At 73.0% G+C, this 19,355-nt stretch carries 16 protein-coding genes; 7 read left to right on the top strand and 9 right to left on the bottom strand.

Annotated elements, in window-relative coordinates; all coding sequences use genetic code 11:
- Positions 1 to 245: 245 nt before the first annotated feature.
- A complete protein-coding gene (locus tag ACFY3L_RS41335) occupies positions 246 to 1,625 on the bottom strand; it encodes a hypothetical protein (RefSeq protein WP_389337600.1) in 1,380 nt (459 codons plus the stop codon).
- Between the two features lie 162 nt (positions 1,626 to 1,787).
- On the opposite strand from ACFY3L_RS41335, the gene ACFY3L_RS41340 reads away from it, so the two are divergent.
- The 6 genes from ACFY3L_RS41340 (at position 1,788) to ACFY3L_RS41365 (ending at position 7,968) form a co-directional block, all read left to right on the top strand.
- A complete protein-coding gene (locus tag ACFY3L_RS41340; RefSeq protein WP_389337603.1) occupies positions 1,788 to 3,590 on the top strand; it encodes a serine/threonine-protein kinase in 1,803 nt (600 codons plus the stop codon).
- Positions 3,591 to 3,728: 138 nt separating this feature from the next.
- Positions 3,729 to 4,196 (top strand): RrF2 family transcriptional regulator, encoded by a 468-nt coding sequence (locus tag ACFY3L_RS41345; RefSeq protein WP_389337606.1) that lies wholly within the window; start codon positions 3,729 to 3,731, stop codon positions 4,194 to 4,196.
- A complete protein-coding gene (locus ACFY3L_RS41350; RefSeq protein ID WP_389337609.1) occupies positions 4,193 to 5,230 on the top strand; it encodes a sulfate ABC transporter substrate-binding protein in 1,038 nt (345 codons plus the stop codon). The genes ACFY3L_RS41345 and ACFY3L_RS41350 overlap by 4 nt, the downstream gene beginning before the upstream one ends.
- Entirely contained in the window at positions 5,227 to 6,084 is an 858-nt protein-coding gene (gene cysT / locus ACFY3L_RS41355) for a sulfate ABC transporter permease subunit CysT (RefSeq protein WP_389337612.1), read from the top strand. The genes ACFY3L_RS41350 and cysT overlap by 4 nt, the downstream gene beginning before the upstream one ends.
- Positions 6,077 to 6,952, top strand: a complete 876-nt coding sequence (locus ACFY3L_RS41360; RefSeq protein ID WP_389337615.1) for a sulfate ABC transporter permease — start codon at positions 6,077 to 6,079, stop codon at positions 6,950 to 6,952. The genes cysT and ACFY3L_RS41360 overlap by 8 nt, the downstream gene beginning before the upstream one ends.
- Positions 6,949 to 7,968, top strand: a complete 1,020-nt coding sequence (locus ACFY3L_RS41365) for a sulfate/molybdate ABC transporter ATP-binding protein (protein WP_389337618.1) — start codon at positions 6,949 to 6,951, stop codon at positions 7,966 to 7,968. The genes ACFY3L_RS41360 and ACFY3L_RS41365 overlap by 4 nt, the downstream gene beginning before the upstream one ends.
- 64 nt (positions 7,969 to 8,032) lie before the next feature.
- Here the strand turns inward: ACFY3L_RS41365 and ACFY3L_RS41370 are convergent, their stop codons facing one another.
- From ACFY3L_RS41370 to eda, 4 genes are all read right to left on the bottom strand, one after another.
- Positions 8,033 to 10,174, bottom strand: coding sequence for a hypothetical protein (locus tag ACFY3L_RS41370; protein WP_389337621.1), 2,142 nt, complete (start codon positions 10,172 to 10,174; stop codon positions 8,033 to 8,035).
- Positions 10,175 to 10,354: 180 nt separating this feature from the next.
- Positions 10,355 to 12,214 (bottom strand): M14 family zinc carboxypeptidase, encoded by a 1,860-nt coding sequence (locus ACFY3L_RS41375; RefSeq protein ID WP_389337624.1) that lies wholly within the window; start codon positions 12,212 to 12,214, stop codon positions 10,355 to 10,357.
- A 502-nt stretch (positions 12,215 to 12,716) separates the two neighbouring features.
- Positions 12,717 to 13,817, bottom strand: a complete 1,101-nt coding sequence (locus ACFY3L_RS41380; RefSeq protein ID WP_389337626.1) for a sugar kinase — start codon at positions 13,815 to 13,817, stop codon at positions 12,717 to 12,719.
- Positions 13,814 to 14,443 (bottom strand): bifunctional 4-hydroxy-2-oxoglutarate aldolase/2-dehydro-3-deoxy-phosphogluconate aldolase, encoded by a 630-nt coding sequence (eda, locus tag ACFY3L_RS41385; protein ID WP_389337628.1) that lies wholly within the window; start codon positions 14,441 to 14,443, stop codon positions 13,814 to 13,816. Before eda ends, ACFY3L_RS41380 begins: the two co-directional genes overlap by 4 nt.
- Positions 14,444 to 14,489: 46 nt before the next feature.
- Here eda and ACFY3L_RS41390 point away from each other — a divergent pair, with 46 nt between their 5' ends.
- Positions 14,490 to 15,251, top strand: a complete 762-nt coding sequence (locus ACFY3L_RS41390; RefSeq protein WP_389337630.1) for an IclR family transcriptional regulator — start codon at positions 14,490 to 14,492, stop codon at positions 15,249 to 15,251.
- On the opposite strand, the gene ACFY3L_RS41395 is transcribed toward ACFY3L_RS41390, so the two are convergent.
- Genes ACFY3L_RS41395 through pdhA form a run of 4 tightly spaced genes read right to left on the bottom strand, consistent with a single transcriptional unit; the run spans position 15,230 to position 19,300 of the window.
- Positions 15,230 to 15,883, bottom strand: coding sequence for a hypothetical protein (locus tag ACFY3L_RS41395; protein WP_389337632.1), 654 nt, complete (start codon positions 15,881 to 15,883; stop codon positions 15,230 to 15,232). The two genes, ACFY3L_RS41390 and ACFY3L_RS41395, sit on opposite strands and share 22 nt — an antisense overlap.
- Entirely contained in the window at positions 15,880 to 17,208 is a 1,329-nt protein-coding gene (locus ACFY3L_RS41400; RefSeq protein ID WP_389337635.1) for a dihydrolipoamide acetyltransferase family protein, read from the bottom strand. The genes ACFY3L_RS41395 and ACFY3L_RS41400 overlap by 4 nt, the downstream gene beginning before the upstream one ends.
- Positions 17,208 to 18,212 (bottom strand): alpha-ketoacid dehydrogenase subunit beta, encoded by a 1,005-nt coding sequence (locus tag ACFY3L_RS41405; RefSeq protein ID WP_389337638.1) that lies wholly within the window; start codon positions 18,210 to 18,212, stop codon positions 17,208 to 17,210. Before ACFY3L_RS41405 ends, ACFY3L_RS41400 begins: the two co-directional genes overlap by 1 nt.
- Positions 18,209 to 19,300 (bottom strand): pyruvate dehydrogenase (acetyl-transferring) E1 component subunit alpha, encoded by a 1,092-nt coding sequence (pdhA, locus tag ACFY3L_RS41410; protein ID WP_389337641.1) that lies wholly within the window; start codon positions 19,298 to 19,300, stop codon positions 18,209 to 18,211. Before pdhA ends, ACFY3L_RS41405 begins: the two co-directional genes overlap by 4 nt.
- Between the last annotated feature and the right edge of the window lie 55 nt (positions 19,301 to 19,355).

Genomic DNA, 19,355 nt, shown 5'->3' on the forward strand with positions numbered 1-19,355 from the left:
AAACCCCCCCCCCCAAACCTTACGTTTTTTTTTAACCACCCCCCCCCCGCCCCCCGCCCCCGGGGGGGGGGGGGGGGGGGCCTCCGGTTGGGGGGGGGGGGGGGCCGGGCCCCCCCCCCCCCCCCCCCACTGCTGTGCGGGCCACGAACGCCGCACCGACGGCCGGCCGGCCATTCGACAGAAAACGTCGATGTTGACGGGCCACTCACGGGCAGTTCACGCACGGCGCGACGTCGAACGAAGCCTCAGCGCCCGACGGTGAGCCGGAGGGCGTTGAGGCGCTCGGCGGGGGTGTCGGACCACGCGCCGCCCTTCAGCTCGCCGGGCGCGGTGACGCCGGCGCGGTCCAGCGCCGCGGCCACCCGGGCGACGAGGTCGGCGGCGACGCCCTCGCCGGGGACGGTGTCCACCCGCTCGCCGAACTCGTCGGACCAGCCGAACCGGGCCGTCACCCGGTCGCGGGTGAACTCGCCCTCCGCGACCATGGCCCCGTTGCCGCGGCGCAGCCGCCAGTGGGCGCTGCTGGCGTACGGGTGCAGCATCGGCAGCGCGGAGCACCACGACGTGAACAGGGCGCGCAGCTCCTCGAGCGTCCCGTCGAGGGTCTCCGACGGCGAGTGGTCGTAGATCATCATGCCGTGCAGGGCCTTGGCCTGCGGCGCCTCGATGTCCGGCTCGGTGAACCACTGCTCGTCCGGGGCCCACTCGTCGGGCGTCATCATCCACTTCTGCTTGTTGTAGATGACGTTCTCGCGCGGGCCGGTCGGCTCCGCCGTCAGCCGGATGTGCCGGCCCCACAGGGCCTCGAGGGTGATCGTGGTGTCCTCGCCACGCCAGCGCGCGAGCGGCATCCGGCCCTCGGAGCCGACGATCGGCGGGTGGCCGAGCACCGCGACGGCGCCGGCGAGCGCCCGGCGGAAGTCCTCGACGACGCCGGCCTCGCCGACCGGCCGCTGCGCGCTCAGCGAGCTGAGCTCGCCGTGCCCGTAGTACCCGGCGTCCCAGTCGTGCGCCTCGATCCGCTCGCCGCCGGCGGCCAGGAGGTCCTCGCCGTCCGGCTGCCAGCCCTGCTCGGCGACGAGCCGGTCGAACGCGCCGCGGGACCAGTCGCCGAGCCCGCCGGCGAAGACCGCGCACAGCCGCCGCCACTCCGGCGAGGGCGCCGGCAACCGCGTCGCCGGGTCAGGGTCGTCCGGCACCTGCTGCCCGGGGCCGGGCGCGACCGTGCGCAGCTGCGGCGCCCGCATGCCGTTGTTGTCGAACGAGGTGTAGGTCAGCAGGGCCGGCTCGGCGATGCCGTGCACGTCGCGCAGTGTCCGGACGATCACGTCGGCGAGCCGCCGGGCCTCGGCGGGCCGCACCGGCACCGGGACCTCCGGCATGCACAGGGTCACGTCGCCGTCCTCGTCCGGCCGCCATCCCAGCGCGGCGAGCTCCGCCGCGCGCTCCGGCACGTCGCGGGTGAGCATGTACACCGACGACACATCCAGCTTGAGGCCGCGGGTGAAGCGGATGAACTGCACGAACGCGTCGCCGAGGGCGAGGGAGATCGCCGCCTCGGGCCGCAGCGCGCCGATCGCCTCCACGAGCTCGCCGGTCACTTCAGGCCACTCCGCTGATGCCATCACGCACTCCCCCCGTCGTCCGGTGACGGGTGGAGCATAGGTGTCCGGGCGGCGGCCGCCGAGGTGAGGGCGGGTGAGGGCGGGTGAGGGCGTCCGGCAAGCGGCCGTTGGTCGATGCGGCGGCGGATAGACTCGCCGCAGCCCTGCCATCCGGGAGGCCTCATGGCCACTGCGCCGCAGATCCACGGCTACCGCGACCTGACGCTGATCAGCGCCCGGGGCGGGCAGGCGCACGTGTACCGGGCACGCAAGGCGACGATGGACTCCTCCGCCGTCGCGATCAAGGTGTACCGGCGGGACCTCGACGACGCCGACCGGCGGCGGTTCCGCCGCGAGGTCGAGGCGCTGCAGGCGCTGCAGGGCCGGCCGCACGTGGTGCGGCTGCTGGAGGCCGACTTCACCGCCGAGGGCCCCGGATACGTGGTCATGGACCTCTACCCCGGGTCGGTCGCCGACCGGCTGGCGGTGGAGGGGACGCTGCCCGTCGGCGACGCGCTGCGCATCGGCGCGGAGGTGGCCGAGGCCCTCATCCACACGCACGAGGCGGCGCCGTGCATCCTGCACCGCGACATCAAGCCGGGCAACATCCTGCTCACCGGCGACGGCTCGGCGGTGCTGTCCGACTTCGGCATCTCCGCGATCCACCGCGACGACGGCCGGTTCACGGCGACGGCGAGGATCGGCACGCTGGGGTACACGGCGCCGGAGGTGCACGCCGGGGAGTCCGAGAGCGTCGCGTCGGACCTCTACTCCCTCGGCGCCACCCTGCACGCGCTGCTGACCGGCGCCCCGCCGGCCGGGCCGGGCCAGGCGCCGCTCGACGGGGTGCCCGGCCCGGTCGCCGTGGTGCTGCGCCGGGCGCTGTCGCCCGACCCGGCGGACCGGCAGGAGTCCGCCCGGCGGATGCGCGAGGACCTGCTGCGCGCCGCGGACCTCGGGACCACCCGGGAGTCGTCGTTCGCCAGTCCCGCGCCGGCCTCGACCAGGGTCCTGCCGGACGACCCGCCCGAAGGCGTCCGGCCGCGGCTGATCGAGCCGCCGCCCAGCGACCCGGACCTGGGCCGCAACATCGCCGCCGGCCTGCTCGCCCTGCTCGGCGGGCTCGGGGTGCTGGTGCTGCTCGACTGGGCCTGGTGGGGCGGCGCGCTGATCGTCGCGGCGCCGCTCGTCGCGGCCGCGGCCGTGCGCCGGGCGCTGGGGGCCCGGCGGCTGTTCGGCCCGGCCGCCGCGGCGACGCTCGTCTGCTACGCGGTGCCGTGCGTGACCTACCTGACCCGCATCGGCGAGGACCCGTTCATCAACCTCGTGATGGCCGTGTTCACGCTGATCGCGTTCGGCGGCCAGCTCACCGCGGCGCACGAGGTCGAGCGGTTCGCCCGGCAGGACATGGCGCAGTCGGAGACCGCCCGGGCCAACCAGGAGCGCGCGCGGATGTTCGAGCTGATCCGCGAGCGGTACTGGCTGGACGGCGGCCACCCGCCGGACTGGCTCGACGACGTGCTCGGCCCGCTGCCCGCGGCCCGGGCGATGCCCTGGCGGGGCGGCGGCGCCGTCCGGTTCGCGGTGGTGTGCGACCGGAGCGTGGCGCTCGTGGCCGTGCTCGACGGCGTGCGCCCCGGCCGGTACGAGCTGAGCCCCGCGAACGGGAACCCCTGCCGGGTGTTCGCCGACGGGCGGCCCAACACGTCCGTCGACACGCGGCTCAAGGAGCTCGCCCGCGGCGTCGACGCCGCCGGCTGGGGCACCGCCGGGGTCAGCGCCGGCTGCGTCGTCGTGCTGACCACCGACGGCGCGCGGTCCGACGGCATCCGGCTCGCGCCGGCGCAGTTCGAGTCGTCGAGCCTGACGGTCGTCGTGGCGCGGGACGCCGGACCGGCGCTCGTGCGGCTGCTGGCGGGCGCGGACCCGCAGGTCATCGACCCTGTACTCCTCCAGATGGTCGCCGAGCGCGCCCGGCGGGCCTGAACCCGCCCAGCACCCGCTCGATGTAACGCAACCCACACGGCTTGACACCGGTCGCTCCGCAACTATTCTATTCCTACCTACTAACTAGACAAGATAGGCAATGACAGCACCCGGGGGAGTCGATCGGAGCACAGCGAGGTGCACATCTCTGTCCGTGCCGACTACGCGATCAGGGCGATGCTCGCGATCGCCGCGGCGGAGCCGGGCCGGATCACGGCATCGGAGCTGGCGCACAGCGAGCGGATGTCCATCGGATCGTTGCAGACAGTACTTCTTGAACTCCGCCGCGTGGGGCTCGTGCACAGCCACCGCGGCACGGAGCGGGGATACGGCCTCGCCCGACCGGCGGCAGCCATCACGGTCGGCGAGATCCTCCGCGCCATGAACGGCGCACTGACCACGGTGCGGGGCCTGCCCACCGAGCAGGCCACGTACGACGGGGTCGGCCGCGGGTTGCGCAAGGTCTGGCTGTCGGTCGACGACGCGGTCAACACGATCGTCGACCAGGCCACCCTCGCCGACCTGCTCGCCGACCCGGACCTTGAAGACGACCACCGCACCACCCCCTTGAGCACAGCCGACCCCAGGAGGACAGGTTCCCCATGAAGCACCGGATCAGAGCGGCCGCCGCTCTCATGCTCACCGCCGGCTTACTGCTGTCGGCGTGCGCGGGGACCACCAAGAAGGACGACGCCGGCGCCGCCGGCGAGTCGACCACGCTCAACATCGTCGGCTTCGCGGTGCCCGAGGCCGCGAACAAGGCCATCGCCGCCGAGTGGAACAAGACCCCGGCCGGCAAGGGCGTCAAGTTCCAGACCTCCTACGGCGCCTCCGGCGACCAGAGCCGCGCGGTCGTCGCCGGCCTCAAGGCCGACTACGTGCACTTCTCGGTGTCCAGCGACGTGACCCGCCTGGTCGACGCCAAGCTGGTCGACCCGAGCTGGAACGCCGGCCCCACCAAGGGCATCGTGTCCTCCTCGGTCGTGGTGCTCGCGGTGCGCCCCGGCAACCCGAAGGGCATCAAGGGCTGGGACGACCTGGTCAAGCCCGGCATCGGCATCGTGACGCCCAACCCGGCCTCGTCCGGCGCGGCCCGCTGGAACGCCCTCGCGGCGTGGGGCCACGTCACCGCCAACGGCGGCACCGACGCGCAGGCCGGCGAGTTCCTCACCAAGCTGTTCTCGAACGTCGTCGCGCTGCCCGGCTCCGGCCGCGACGCCACGACGGCGTTCCTCGGTGGCACCGGTGACGTGCTGCTCGCCTACGAGAACGAGGCCATCCTGGCCCGGCAGAGCGGCGAGAAGCTCGACTGGGTCTACCCCGACACCACCATCCTGATCGAGAACCCGGGCGCGATCCTCACCAACGCCAACCCGAAGGCGAAGGAGTGGCTCGACTTCGTCCTCAGCGCCAACGGCCAGCGCCAGTTCGTGCTCAAGGGCTTCCGGCCGGTCATCTCGGGGGTCGACACCAAGGGCGTCGAGGGCGCCATCGACCCGAACAACCCGTTCCCGACGCCGAAGAAGCTCCTCACCGTCGACAAGGACTTCGAGAGCTGGTCGAAGCTCTCCAAGAAGTACTTCGACGAGAAGGAAGGCCTGATCGTCAAGATCATCGCCGCCTCGGGCAAGGCCAAGTGACATCCGAGGCCACGGTCACGGGCCGGCCGGCGGGCAACCGCCGGCCGGCCCGGTCGGCCGTTTCCGGGCACCCCCTCACGCGCGTCTCCGGCCTCGGGCTCGGGGTCGCGATGCTGTGGTTCAGCCTCCTGGTCCTCATCCCGCTCGCCGCCGTCATCACCGTCGCCGGCTCCGAGGGGTGGAGCGGCTTCTGGGAGGCGATCACCGCCGAGCAGACCCTCGCGTCGATCGAGCTCACCATCTTCACCTCGATCGGCGTCACGCTGGTGAACGTCGTCATGGGCACGCTCATCGCCTGGGTGCTGGTCCGGGACCGCTTCGTCGGCAAGCGGGTGCTGGAGGTCCTCGTCGACATCCCGTTCGCGCTGCCGACGATCGTCGCCGGTCTGGTGCTGCTCTCGCTGTACGGGCCGAACAGCCCCATCGGGGTCGACATCGCCAACACCCGGGTCGCGGTCTTCGTCGCGTTCCTGTTCGTGACGCTGCCGTTCATCGTGCGGACCGTGCAGCCGGTCCTCGCCGAGATCGACCGGGACGTCGAGGAGGCCGCCGCCTCGCTGGGCGCCAGCCGGTTCACGATCTTCCGGCGGATCATCCTGCCCAGCCTCACCCCGGCGATCACCGCCGGGGCCGCGCTGTCCTTCGCCCGCGGCGTCAGCGAGTACGGCTCGCTGGTCCTGCTGTCGGGCAACCTCCCGATGCGCACCGAGGTGACCTCGGTGCGCATCTTCAGCAGCATCGAGAACGACCACCTGGAGAACGCGGCTGCGGTCGCGACGGTCCTGCTGGTCATCTCGTTCGCCGTCATCGTGATCCTCGACGTGATCCAGCGGAGGACGGTCCGCCGTGGCTGACACCCTCGTGAAACCCGCGCCCGCCACCAAGGCCGCCGGCAGGGCCACCGGCAAGGCCTGGACCCGCCGGCGCGGCCCGGTCGCATACCTGGTCCGGCTGATCGTCGTGGCCTACCTCTTCTTCCTGGTGGCCTGGCCGGTGTACCTCGTCGGCCAGAACACCTTCAAGAACGGCTTCGACGACCTGCAGGCCATCCTCACCGACCCGGACATCGTGCACGCGCTGCACCTGTCGCTCGAGATCGCGGTCATCGCCGTGGTCATCAACACGGTCTTCGGCGTCGGCATCTCGATCCTGCTCGTGCGCTACCGCTTCCCCGGCAAGCGCCTGCTCAACGCCCTGCTCGACGTGCCGCTGTCGGTGTCGCCCGTCGTCGTCGGCCTGTCGCTGGTGCTCGTCTACGGCGGCCGCAACGGCTGGTTCGGCCCGACCCTGGAGAGCTGGGGGCTGCAGATCATCTTCGCCGAGGCCGGCATGGTGATGGCCACCGTCTTCGTGGCCCTGCCGCTGGTCATCCGCGAGGTCGTGCCGGTCCTCGAGGAGATCGGCGAGGAGCAGGAGCAGGCCGCCCGCAGCCTCGGCGCCAACGCGTGGCAGACCTTCCGCCGCATCACCCTGCCATCGATCAAGTGGGGCATCATCTACGGCGTCGTGCTGAGCCTCGCCCGCTCGCTCGGCGAGTTCGGCGCGGTGAAGATCGTGTCGGGCAACGTGCTGGGCCTCACCCGCACCGCACCGCTCGTAGTCGAGGAGAAGTACCTCAACTTCGACAAGGGCGGCGCCTACGCGACCGCGTTCCTCCTCGCCCTCGTCGCCGTGGCCAGCATCATCGTCGTATCCGTCCTCCGGCCGAAGGAAGACCGTTGAGCATCGAAATCGCAGGGGTCGGCAAGCGCTTCGGGGACTTCGTCGCGCTCGACAACGTCTCGGTGAGCATCCCGTCGGGCCGCCTCACGGCGCTGCTCGGCCCGTCCGGCGGCGGCAAGTCCACGCTGCTGCGCATCATCGCGGGCCTCGAACGCGCCGACACCGGCCGGGTCGAGATCGAGGGCGTCGACGCGACGGACCTCCCGCCGCAGAAGCGCAACGTCGGCTTCGTGTTCCAGCACTACGCCGCGTTCAAGCACATGTCGGTGCGCCGCAACGTCGCCTTCGGTCTGCAGATCCGCAAGCGCCCGAAGGACGAGATCGCCGAGCGCGTCGACGAGCTGCTCAAGCTCGTGCACCTGCAGCAGTTCGCCGACCGGCTGCCCGCCCAGCTGTCCGGCGGCCAGCGCCAGCGCATGGCCCTGGCCCGGGCCCTCGCGATCAAGCCGACCGTGCTGCTGCTCGACGAGCCCTTCGGCGCCCTGGACGCCAAGGTCCGCAAGGAGCTGCGCGACTGGCTGCGCCGGCTGCACGACGAGGTCGAGGTGACCACCGTCTTCGTCACCCACGACCAGGAGGAGGCCCTCGAGGTCGCCGACGAGATCGTGGTCATCAACGACGGCCGGATCGAGCAGATCGGCTCCCCCGACGACCTCTACGACCGCCCCGCCAACGACTTCGTCATGCGCTTCCTCGGCCCGGTCACCCAGCTCGGTGACCGCCTCGTGCGCCCGCACGACCTGCAGATCGGCACCGGTCCCGCGGACCCTTCCGCCCCGGACGGCGTCACCGGGCAGGTCGCGCGGATCACCCGGATCGGCTTCGAGATCCGCATCGACGTCACCACCGCCGCCGGCCAGGACGTCATCGTGACCGTGACCCGCAACGAGTTCCTGGCCCTGGGCATCGACACCGGCGCGACGGTCCACCTGCGGATCGCGCCCGGCAGCCCGACCACCCCGGCCGCCGGGAGGCCCGCCGCCGAGCCCGACCTCGCGACGACCGGCAGCCACTGACGCGCCGGGCCGCGCGGCGGGTGCCGCACGGCCCGGCCCGAACGGTCGGGTCAGGACGATCGGGTCAGGACGGCGGCCTGACCCGGAAGGTGACGTAGGCCCAGTCGGAGACCAGCCCGTCGCCGCTGGTGCTGCGGACGAGGAGGTCCACCCAGCCACCGGTGGCGTTCGGGTACTCCAGCGGCGTCCACCGCACCGTGGCGGTGCCGTCCGCCGCGGCGGTGACCGTCTGCCGCGGGTCCGCGCCGAACTGGTAGGTGTAGGACACGACACCGGCCGCGGTCGGGTGGAACACGAACGTGCCCTCGACGCCGGGCCCGCCGCCGCCCTGCCAGTCGCCGGGCGGGTAGTCCGCGGACGTCACGGCCGGCGCGATCGACGCCGGGAAGAACGAGACGCCGGCGGTCTCCGACTCGGTGCCGTCGGCCGTCCTGGAGGTGACCGTCAGCGTGTTGTAGCCCGCCCGGCCCGGGGTGAAGCGGACCGTCGCGGTGCCGTCGGCGCCGGCGGCGACCGTCCGCTGCGGCTGCTCGTCCTCCTGCCCCCGGTTGAACTGGTACGTGTAGGCGACCACGCCGTGCAGGTGCGGCTTCAGCGTGAAGACGCCCTCGGTGCCGACCGGCTTGCCCTGGGAGCCGTCGGTCGGGTAGTCCGCCGACTCGACGAAGGGCTCCGTGTCGACGTACAGCGTCCGCGAGCTCGTGCCCGACCTCATCCCGGCCGCGGTGGTGCTGAACACCGAGACCGTGGTGCCCTCGGCGCCCGGCACCACCGTGACGCGCGCCTTGCCGTCCGCCTCCGCCGGCACCGTCCGCTGGGTGCCGCCGTCGAGCTGGTACGTGTAGCTGACCGTGCCGTCCAGGTTGGCGGCGAACGTCAGGTGGTGCGGGTCGCCCAGCCAGGCATCGGGGTCGGCGTCCTCGATCGCCGGTGCCGTGTTCCGGACCAGGAACCGGTAGGACACCATCTCGGAGAGGTTGCCCGCGCGGTCGACGCTCTGCACGTACAGCGTGAGGATCCCCGACCGGGACGGCGCGAACTGGATCGTGACCGGCCCGCCCAGGGTGGGGGCGGCGACGCGGGTCATGGAGAAGTAGGACTCGCCGTACTGGTAGCCGGCGACGTCGGCGACCCCGTTGGCCGTGAACGTGAAGGCGCCGGGGATCCCCGGGCCGCCGTGCGCGGGGCTGCCGGGCGGGTAGTCGGCGGAGGACACGGCCGGCGGCGCGGGGTGGCTGGTGTCGACGGTGAAGCGGCACTCGGCGCTCCACGGCGACACGTCCGTGTCGTCGCGGGACTGGGCGGCGACCGCGTAGGTGCCGCCGTCGGTGAGGATGCCGGCCGGGATGCTGCCCCACGACCGGGCCGGCGTGTACCCGGCGAAGTTCTCCGGCAGCTCGACCCGGTCCTGCGGCCGGTCGACCGGCCACACCGCGAACCTGCCGTAGGCGACGTCACGGCCGCTGCCCGGGTCGTTGATGTCGGCGTCGGTGAGCAGCGCGGTCAGCTGCGGCGTGTCGGTCGTGACCCACAGCGGGCCGCCCGTGTCGCAGGACCGCCCGTCGACGGTGAGCTGGGCGGGTGTGCCGGGCAATCCGTTGGCGTTGATGAGCAGCACCGGGTCGTTGCGGACGTGCCGCCCGTAGTGCAGGTTGCCCTCGAGGCGGTCGGGGACCCGCAGCTCGAACGTGACCGTGTGCTGGCCCGCGGCGAGCGCGTCCCGCACGACGGTGCCGAGGTCGACGCCGATGTAGCTGGACGGGCAGGCGTCGGCGCCGGTCACCTCGAACAGCTTCCGTTCGCGCGGCGGCCGGCTCCACGACGTCGTGGACGTGACCGGGTCCGTGCTCCACAGCTGCCAGCTGCGTTCCTTGCGGCAGTCGGTGACCTGCGTCTCGGCGAGGACGAAGCCGGCCGCGTTGATCCGCATCCCCTGGTACGCGCTGATGTCGTAGCTGAAGTAGGACCGGGACTTGTGCTTGCCCGCGGCGTCCCTCCAGGCCCCGACGGGCGCGTCGGCGGCGCTGCCGGTGACGGCCTTGCCGGGCGTGCGGGAGTCGGTGTAGGTCCAGCTGGTCGGCGGGAGCGCCTGCTGGCTGGTGGCGGAGGCGGCCGGCGGGTGGACGAGCACCGCACCGCCGGCCGCGACGAGGACCGCGACGAGCCCGGCCCGCCGACTTCGTGATGACGCAGGGTTTCGTGACATTGGAGCCCCCCGTGACGATGGACGTCTGTCGAGGCGAACCATAGACCCGCGCCACGGTCCCCGTCACCCCGGTTTCTCCAATGTGGACAGAGACCGCGAAGTCACCGTCGGGATGCTCCAGGTGGCGGGCCGCCCGTGCCGTGGACACGGGCGGCAACCTGTTCCAGGATGGCCGGCTTCCTACGTTTGCCGGATGACGACGTTGTCGACGCCGGCCTCGACCAGGCTGGCGGTCGAGGCGTCCGCCGCCTCGAACAGGATCCGGACGCTCTGCCCCGCGTACGGGGTGAGGTTGACGCTGCCGGTCGACCAGGAAGCGTCCCGGTCGGAGGCGGCGCCGGCCACGGTGGCCAGCACGGTCGTGCCGCTCGCCGTGACGACGCTGACCCGGAAGAAGTCCGCCGACGAGGCGTTGCTGCCGTGGCCGAGATACCAGGAGTAGCTCAGCGTCAGCGTCCCGCCCGCCGGCAGCGTGATGCTCGGCGAGCGCACGCTCGTCGTGCCGCCGTCGACGTCGTTGGCGCCGGCGCTGGAGCCGGCCAGGCGCGCCGTCACCAGGTCGTTGCTGCCGCTGACCGTGGTGCCGAGCTGCTTCGGGCCGCTGGAGTCGGTGGCTTCCGGGTCGCCGCGCTCCCAGGCGCCGCTGGTCGCGGTGTCGGTGCCCGACGGGTTGGTGGTCCAGCCGAGGTTCGTCTCGAAGTCGTCGGACCAGACCGTGGTGCCCGGCGTGGTGGTGCCGCAGTACTGGGCCTCCTTGCCGATCACCCGGTACGGGCAGTCGGCGTACTCGGCGATCTGCAGGCTCGCCTCCCGGTTGAGCGCGGTCTGCGCGGCGATCACCTCGTCCGGCGGGTAGAAGCCGCCGCCGCCGGAGTTGCCCGGGTACATCTCGAACGTGTAGGACCACACGCCCTGGTCGGCCCACAGCCAGTCGTCGATGGTGCCGTCGGTGATGTACAGGTCGCTGGCCTGCTCCGGGGTGTAGCCGTTGGTGGCGGCCATCTGGGTGCCGAGGGTGCGGAAGGTGAGCTCCTGGTCGGCGTCCAGGCCCGGTGCGGTGTTCGAGGTGGTGTACCCGAAGGGCCAGAGCACGAGCTTGCCGTACGTGTGGAAGTCGATGTGGGTCTTGATCTGCTGCACCCCGCCGACGCGCCGGCTCAGCACGAGGTCGCGGACCCGCTGGGTCTCCGGCGCGGAGAACGCCGACGCCCCGCGGTAGGTCTCCGAGCTGGTCGTGCCCGACGACCCGCCGCAGCAGCCGAAGTTGTAGCCCCAGTTGCGGTTCAGGTCGGTGCCGACGTTGCTGCTGCCGCTGTTCGGCTGCCGGTTCTTGCGCCACGACCGGTAGGAGCCGGTGGCGATGTCGTACTCGCCGCCGTCGGGGTTCATGTCCGGCACGATCCAGATCTCGCGGGAGTTCACCACGTTCGTGATCCGCGCGTCGGTGCCGTAGCCGTCGGTGAGCTGCTTGATCAGGTACAGCGCCATCTCGACGGTGAGGTGCTCGCGGGCGTGCTGGTGCGCCGTGTAGAGCACCTCCGGCTCGTCCTCGTCGGCCGCGACATTGTCGGAGATCTTGATGACCGGGATGTCCCGGCCCTCGTACGACGTGCCGAGGCTGCTCTTGCGCAGGATCGCCGGGTGGTCGGCGACGGCCTGGTTGAGCTCGGCGGTCATCTCCGCGTAGTTGTGGTACATCGAGTCCGCCGACGGGAAGTCGAGGATCGTCGCGGGCCCGCCCGGCGCCGCGGGCCGCAGCGCGCGGGTGACGGTGAAGCCCAGCTGCCGCAGCTTCGCGACCTCGGAGGGGGTCGCGGTGATGTCCGCGACGCCGTGGTCGATGCCGTCGATCGCGGCACCGGTGCCGGCGATCAGGTTGCGCTGGTCGAGCGTGCCGACCCCGCTCACCAGGTAGGGAGCGGACGTCTCGGCGGTCGCCGCGTCGGTCGGCGCGGCGCCGGCCGGGCTGATCGCGGCGACCACGAGCGCGACGGCGCAGGCCATCGCGAGCGGGATGGTGCCCCTGCGGGGGTGGCTCATCAATCCTCCTTGGGTGGTGGAGGTTCACGAGCTACCAGATGACCACCCAACGCGAGATCATATCAACATACGTCTTTGTCCCTACCGCGCCGGCCAGGCCAGCACGGCCAGATCGGCGACCGCCTCCAGGGGCTTCCGGTCGGCCCCGTAGCGGGCCTGGTGGACCATGCCCGCGGCGCCTGCTGCCCGCGCCGGCCCCCGCTCTCGACGTCATCGAACGCGCCGTCGCCGCCACGAGGGCCGATCTTGTGGTGGGGCGGGCCGGGCGCCTGGATCATCCTCCGGGCCGGCGCACCTTCGACGCCGACCTCCGGCGCGTCACCGGATGACCACCGTCCGTCAGGTGGTCCGGCGACCCGGTCACGGCCCGCGGGAGGACAGCGGCGCGGCGGGGCGCCTGGGACAGTCGAGTGGGGCGCTGATCGACGGCTACGCCGTCCGGCGGTGAGACGGACCCCGGCGGGCGGCTGTGCGAGGCCTGCCTGCCGGGGTCAACACGCGCTCAGCGCTGGACGCGGGCACCGCCGCCGCGCACCAGGGACTCGACCTCGGCGAGGCTCGCCATCGAGGTGTCGCCGGGGGTGGTCATGGCCAGGGCGCCGTGGGCCGCGCCGTACTCGACCGCGGTGGCGATGCCGCCGTCGCGTTCGAGCAGGCCGAAGATGAGCCCGGACGCGAAGCTGTCGCCGCCGCCGACCCGGTCGAGGATCTCCAGGGCCGGGCGGTGCGTCGCCTCCGCGAACTCGCCGTCCGACCAGGCGACGGCGCCCCAGTCGTTGACGGTGGCGCTGTGCACGGCGCGCAGCGTGGTCGCGACGACCTCGAAGTTCGGGTACTCCTCGACCACCGCCGTGATCATCGACTTGAAGTTGCCGGCGTCGAGCGCGCCGGCGTGGATGTCGGTGTCGGGCACGGCGAAGCCGAGGCAGGCGGTGAAGTCCTCCTCGTTGCCGATCATCACGTCGACGAGGCGGGCGAGGCGGCGGTTCACCTCCTGCGCGCGGGCCTTGCCGCCGACCGCCTTCCACAGCGACGGGCGGTAGTTGAGGTCGTACGAGACGACCGTGCCGTGCCTGCGCGCGGCGGTCATCGCGGCCTCGACGGTGGCCGGGGCGGTCTCCGACAGCGCCGCGTAGATGCCGCCGGTGTGCAGCCAGCGGACCCCGAGCGTGCCGAACAGGTGGTCCCAGTCCACGTCCTCGGGGCGCAGCTGGCTGGCGGCGGTGTGGCCGCGGTCCGACGTGCCGACGGCGCCGCGGACACCGAAGCCGCGCTCGGTGAAGTTGAGCCCGTTGCGGGTGGCGCGGCCGATCCCGTCGTACGGCACCCAGCGCACGAACGACGTGTCGACCCCGCCCTGCAGGATGAGGTCCTCCAGGAGGCGACCGATCTCGTTGTCGGCGAACGCGGTGACGATCGCGGTGCGCAGGCCGAAGCAGCGGCGCAGGCCGCGGGCGACGTTGTACTCCCCGCCGCCCTCCCATGCCTGGAAGCTGCGGGCGGTGCGGACCCGGCCGGCGCCGGGGTCGAGGCGCAGCATCACCTCGCCGAGCGAGACGAGATCGTAACGGCACTCGTCCTTGGGGCGTAGCGTGAGCGTCATGCCGCCGCCTCCACCGCGGCGGCGGCCCGCTCGGCCACCGTGTCCCAGCGCCCGGCCTGCAGGAGGTCGGGGGCGACGATCCAGCTCGCGCCGACCGCGAGGACCGACGGCAGGGCGAGGTAGTCCGGCATCACCTCGGGGGTGATGCCGCCGGTGGGGATGAACCGCACCCCGCGGAACGGCGCCGCGAGGGCCTTGATCATCGGTGCGCCGCCGAGCTGCTGGGCCGGGAAGAACTTCACGATGTCCAGGCCGGCGTCGAGGGCCATCTGGATCTCGGTGGCGGTGGCGGCGCCGGGCACGACGAGCACGCCGGCGTCCTGGCACACGGCGACGACGGCGGGCGCGAAGCCCGGCGTCACCACGAACCGGGCGCCGGCGGCGACGGCCCGCTCGGCCTGCTGGGCGGTGAGCACCGTGCCGGCGCCGACGACCAGGTCGTCGCGGCCGGCGAGGGCCGCGATCGCGTCGAGGCCGGCGGCGGTGCGCAGGGTGATCTCGGCGGCCTTGAGGCCGCCCTTGACGAGGGCGTCGCCGAGCGCGGCCGCGTGCCGGGCGTCCTCGAGGACCACCACCGGCACGACCCGCCCCAGGGCAAGCTGTTCACTCTTATGAACGTCAGTCACGAGTGTGAACATAGTGCACGCGCGGCGTGTTCGCTACAGTGGCGCCGTGCAGGACGACTTCCAGCCGGTCAAGTCAGCCGGGCGCACCCTTGACGTGCTCGAGGTCCTCGCGGATCAGCCGCGCGCCTGGACGCTCGTCGACCTCGCCCGCGAGCTGGACATCCCCAAGAGCAGCCTGCACGGGCTCATGCGGACCATGACCGCCCGCGGCTGGGTCCGCGCCGACGAGACCGGCACCCGCTTCCGGCTCGGCATGCGCGCCCTGCAGGTCGGCGCCGCCTACCTCGACGGCGACGACAGCGTCGCGGTGATGACGGGGGTCCTCGACGAGCTTTCCCGCCGGCTCGGCGAGACCGTCCACCTCGGCCGGATCGACGGCGACCAGATCGTGTACCTCGCCAAGCGGGACTCCACCCACCGCCTGCGCCTCTACAGCGCCGTCGGCCGCCGGCTGCCCGCGCACGCGACGGCCCTCGGCAAGGCGCTGCTGGCCCAGCACCCGGAAGACGCCGTCGACGCGATGCTCAGCTGGCCGCTGGAGCGGCTGACCGCCCGCACGCTCACCGACCGCGGCGCGCTGCTCCGGGCCCTCGCCACGGTCCGCGAGACGGGCTACGCCGTCGACCGCGAGGAGAACGCGGACGGCATCATGTGCTTCGCGATGGCGGTGCCGCTGACGGTACCGGCGACCGACGCCATCTCCGTGTCGGTGCCGACGACCCGGATGAGCGCCGAGGTCGAGGCGGGCGTCGTGGCCGCCCTCACCGAGCTGCTCCAGCCGCTCGGTCAGGCCCGCAGCATGCTGTAGGCGTCCGTCAGGGCCGCGGTGACCGCCTCGACCGGCACGGTCTCGAGGGCGCCGACGGTGGCGGGGTCGAAGTCGTAGCCGAGCGCGGCGTAGGCGGCGGTCAGCGGTGCCCGGAGCCGGCCGGCGCCCGTCACCTGGAAGACCGTGCTGAACAGCCACCCGTCCCGGGTGACCCGCTGCGCGGAGCCGACGACCTTGACGGCGCCGCCGGCGTTGATGCTGTACTCGCCGGGGCAGTACTCGCCGGGGACGGCGCCGATCCGGGCGTCGACGCCGAGGCCGGTGAGCACGGCGGCGTGCATGGCCGCGAACCGCCGGAACCGCCTGACCGGGTCACGGGACGCGTCCGGGGTGCGGCACACGTGGTCCACGACGACGCTGCCCTCGTGGTAGAGCGCCAGGGTGCCGCCCTGCGGGCGGAGCACAGGGGTGAAGCCGGCCGCGCGGACCGCCTCCTCGGCATCCGGACAGCCCGGGCGCAGGGTGTCGCGCCGGCTGAACGCGGCCGTCGGTGCCGGCGAGAAGATCCGCAGGTACTCCCGGTCGGCACCGTCCCGCAGGAGCCGCGGGCCGAGGGCGGCGTCGGCGGACGGGCCGCCGGTTTGCGACCCGTCGAGCAGGACGACCGTCACAGCCTGGCGATGACGGAGGCGGGCTCCTCGATGGCGTCGGCGACGCCGCGCATGAACCCGGCGGCGGTGCCGCCGTCGCACACGCGGTGGTCGAACACGAAGCTCATCTGCGCGATCTTACGGACGCACAGCTGGCCGTCGACCACCCACGGCCGGTCGATGACCCGGCCGAGGCCGAGGATCGCGACCTGCGGGTGGTTGATGATGGCCGCGCTGCCGTCGACCCGGAACGCGCCGTAATTGTTGAGCGTGAAGGTGCCCGCCGACAGCTCCCGCGCCGTCGAACGGCCCTCGCGCGCCCTGCTCGTGACCGCGCGGATCTCCTGGTCGAGCCGGGCGGTCGTCATCGCGCCGGCGTCGATGACGGCGGGCACCACGAGGCCGCGGGGGCCCTGCACGGCGATGCCGAGGTCGATCCGGTCGAGCTCGACGATCTCCTGCCGCTCGGTGTCGAGGCGGGCGTTGAACACCGGGTACTCGCGCAGGGCCGCGACCACGAACCGGGCGACGTACGCGATCAGGCCGGGCCCGGCGGGGGCGCTCTCGCGCAGCTGCCACAGCTTCGTCGCGTCGACGTCGACCCAGACGGTCGCCTCGGGGATCTCCGCCCGGCTGCGGCTCAGTGCCGCCGACACGCTCCGGCGGAAGCCGTTCAGCGGGGTCCGGCGCTCCCCCGGTACCGGCGCCGCTGTGTCCGTCGCGGTGGTCGCGCGCTCCACGTCGGCGCGGGTGATGACGCCGCCCTCACCGGTCCCCTGCACGGTGCGCAGGTCGACACCCTTGGCCCGGGCCAGGTTGCGCACCAGCGGCGAGACGACCAGGGGGACCTTCGGAGCCCCTGGGGCGGGGAATGCCTGTGCCCCTGGGGCGGGGAATGCCTGTGCCCCTGGGGCGGGGAACGCCCGTGCCGCCGGGGCGGGGAACGCGGGCGCGGACGGGCGGACGTTGGTGCGCGGGCGGCGGCTGCGGCCCGTCGTGGTGCCCGTGGCGCCGCTGGTGCCGTAGCCGATGAGGACGTTGCCGGAGCCGGCCCGCTCCTCCTCCCGGTAGGCCTCCTTGGCGGCCGCCGCCACGCTCGCGGGTGCCCGCTGCACGGCGGCGATCGAGATGAGCGGCTTGCCGACCTGGACCGTGGCGCCGGGCTGGGCGTGCAGGGTCTCCACCCGGCCCGCGTACGGCGACGGCACCTCCACCACGGCCTTCGCGGTCTCCACCTCGACGACGCTCTGGTCGACGGCCACCGTGTCGCCCTCGGCGACGAGCCAGCGCACGATCTCCGCCTCGGTGAGCCCTTCACCGAGGTCCGGCAGCAGGAACGTCGCCATCACTGCTCCCACTGCAGGTCGTCGACGGCGTCGAGGACCCGGTCCACGCCGGGCAGCTGGAAGTGCTCCAGCTTCGGCGGCGGGTACGGGATGTCGAACCCGGCGACCCGGCGGATCGGCGCGGCCAGGGCGTTGAAGCAGCGCTCCGTGACCCGGGCGACGATCTCGGCGGAGACCCCGGCGAACCCGGCGGCCTCCGCGACGACCACGGCCCGGCCGGTGGAGCGCACCGCCGCGCACACGGTCTCGTCGTCGAACGGCACGATCGAGCGCAGGTCGACCACCTGCAGGCTGCGCCCCTCCTGCGCGGCGACCTCGGCGGCCTCGAGGGCGACGGGGACGGCGGGCCCATAGGCGATGAGGGTCGCGTCGGTGCCGTCGCGGCGGACCACGGCGGTGCCGATGCCGGGCGCAAGGGACGGCAGCTCGACCTCCTCCTTGCTCCAGTAGAGCTTCTTCGGCTCGAGGAAGACGACCGGGTCCGGCGACGCGATCGCCGCCCGCAGCAGCGTGTAGGCGTCCGACGGTGTCGACGGCGCGACCACGTGCAGCCCGGGGGTGTGGGCGTAGTAGGCCTCCGACGAGTCGCAGTGGTGCTCGACGCCGCCGATGCCGCCCGCGTACGGGACGCGGATGACCATCGGCAGCGCCACCCGCCCGCGGGTGCGGTTGCGCATCTTCGCGACGTGGCTGACGATCTGCTCGAACGCCGGGTAGGCGAACGCGTCGAACTGCATCTCGACGACGGGGCGCATCCCGTTCATCGCCATCCCCACGGCCATCCCGACGATCCCGGACTCCGCGAGGGGCGTGTCGAAGCAGCGCGCCTCGCCGAAGTCGGCGGTGATGCCGTCGGTGATCCGGAAGACGCCGCCGAGCGCGCCGACATCCTCGCCGAAGACGACCACCGTGGGGTCTTCCTCCATCGCGTCGCGCAGGGCCCGGTTGAGCGCCTGCGCCATCGACAGCTTCTCGTGCGTGGTCGGCTCGTGCGTCACGGTCATCGGGGGCTTCCTTCGCGGCTCAGCTCGTCCGCGACCAGCGCCGCCTGCTCGCGCAGCTGGGGCGTGGGGGTCGCGTACACGTGGGCGAACAGGTCGGCGGGGTCCGGCTCGACGTCGCGGTTGATGCCGTCGCGCAGGTGCGCGGCGACCCGCTCGGCCGCCGCGGTGAACTCGGCGAGCCGCGCGTCGTCGATCAGCCCCTGGCCGGTCAGGTACGCGCGCAGCCGGGTGATCGGGTCGCGCGCGACCCACGCCGCGACCTCGGCGTCGTCGCGGTAGCGGGTGGCGTCGTCGGCGTTGGTGTGCGCCTGCATCCGGTACGTGTGCGCCTCGACCAGCTGCGGCCCGCCGCCGGCCCGGGCCCGCTCGACGGCGGCGCCGAGCACGGCGAGCAGGGCGGCCATGTCGTTGCCGTCGACGCGTTCACCCTTGACGCCGTAGCCGATCCCCTTGTGCGCCAGGGACGGCGCGGCGGTCTGCCGCGACAGCGGGACGCTGATGGCGTAGCCGTTGTTCTGGACGAAGAAGACCACCGGCGCCTGGAACACGGCGGCGAAGTTGAGCGCCTCGTGGAAGTCGCCCTCGCTGGTGCCGCCGTCGCCGCACATCGCCATGACGACGGTCGGCTCACCGCGGAGCCTGGCCGCGTGCGCGACGCCGACCGCGTGCGGCAGCTGGGTTGCGAGGGGCGTCGCGTGCGGGGCGACGTTGTGCTCGTACGGGTCGTACCCGCAGTGCCAGTCGCCCTTGAGCAGGCTGAGCGCCTCGACGGGGTCGACGCCCTTGACGGCCGCGGCGACCGTGTCCCGGTAGGTGGGGAACAGCCAGTCGCCGGCGTCGAGGACCTGCGCCGCGGCGACCTGGCACGCCTCCTGCCCGTGCGACGACGGGTACACGGCGAGCCGCCCCTGCCGCACGAGCGCGTAGGCCTGGTCGTTGAGCCGCCGCGCGGTGAGCAGCGCGCCGAGCGCCTTGACGAGTTCGCTGGGTTCGGGCATCTTCCGGCCGCTCGTGACGGCCCGGCCGTGCGCGTCGATGAGGGCGACCGGTTCGTCGCCCGGCAGCAGGTGACTCGGGTCACGCGTCATGCCGTAATCCTGGGCCTCGCGCCATTCGCGTTCCACTTCCGGCACCAAACCGAGA

The sequence above is a fragment of the Dactylosporangium sp. NPDC000521 genome (genome assembly GCF_042898305.1).
Taxonomy (GTDB): Bacteria; Actinomycetota; Actinomycetes; order Mycobacteriales; family Micromonosporaceae; genus Dactylosporangium.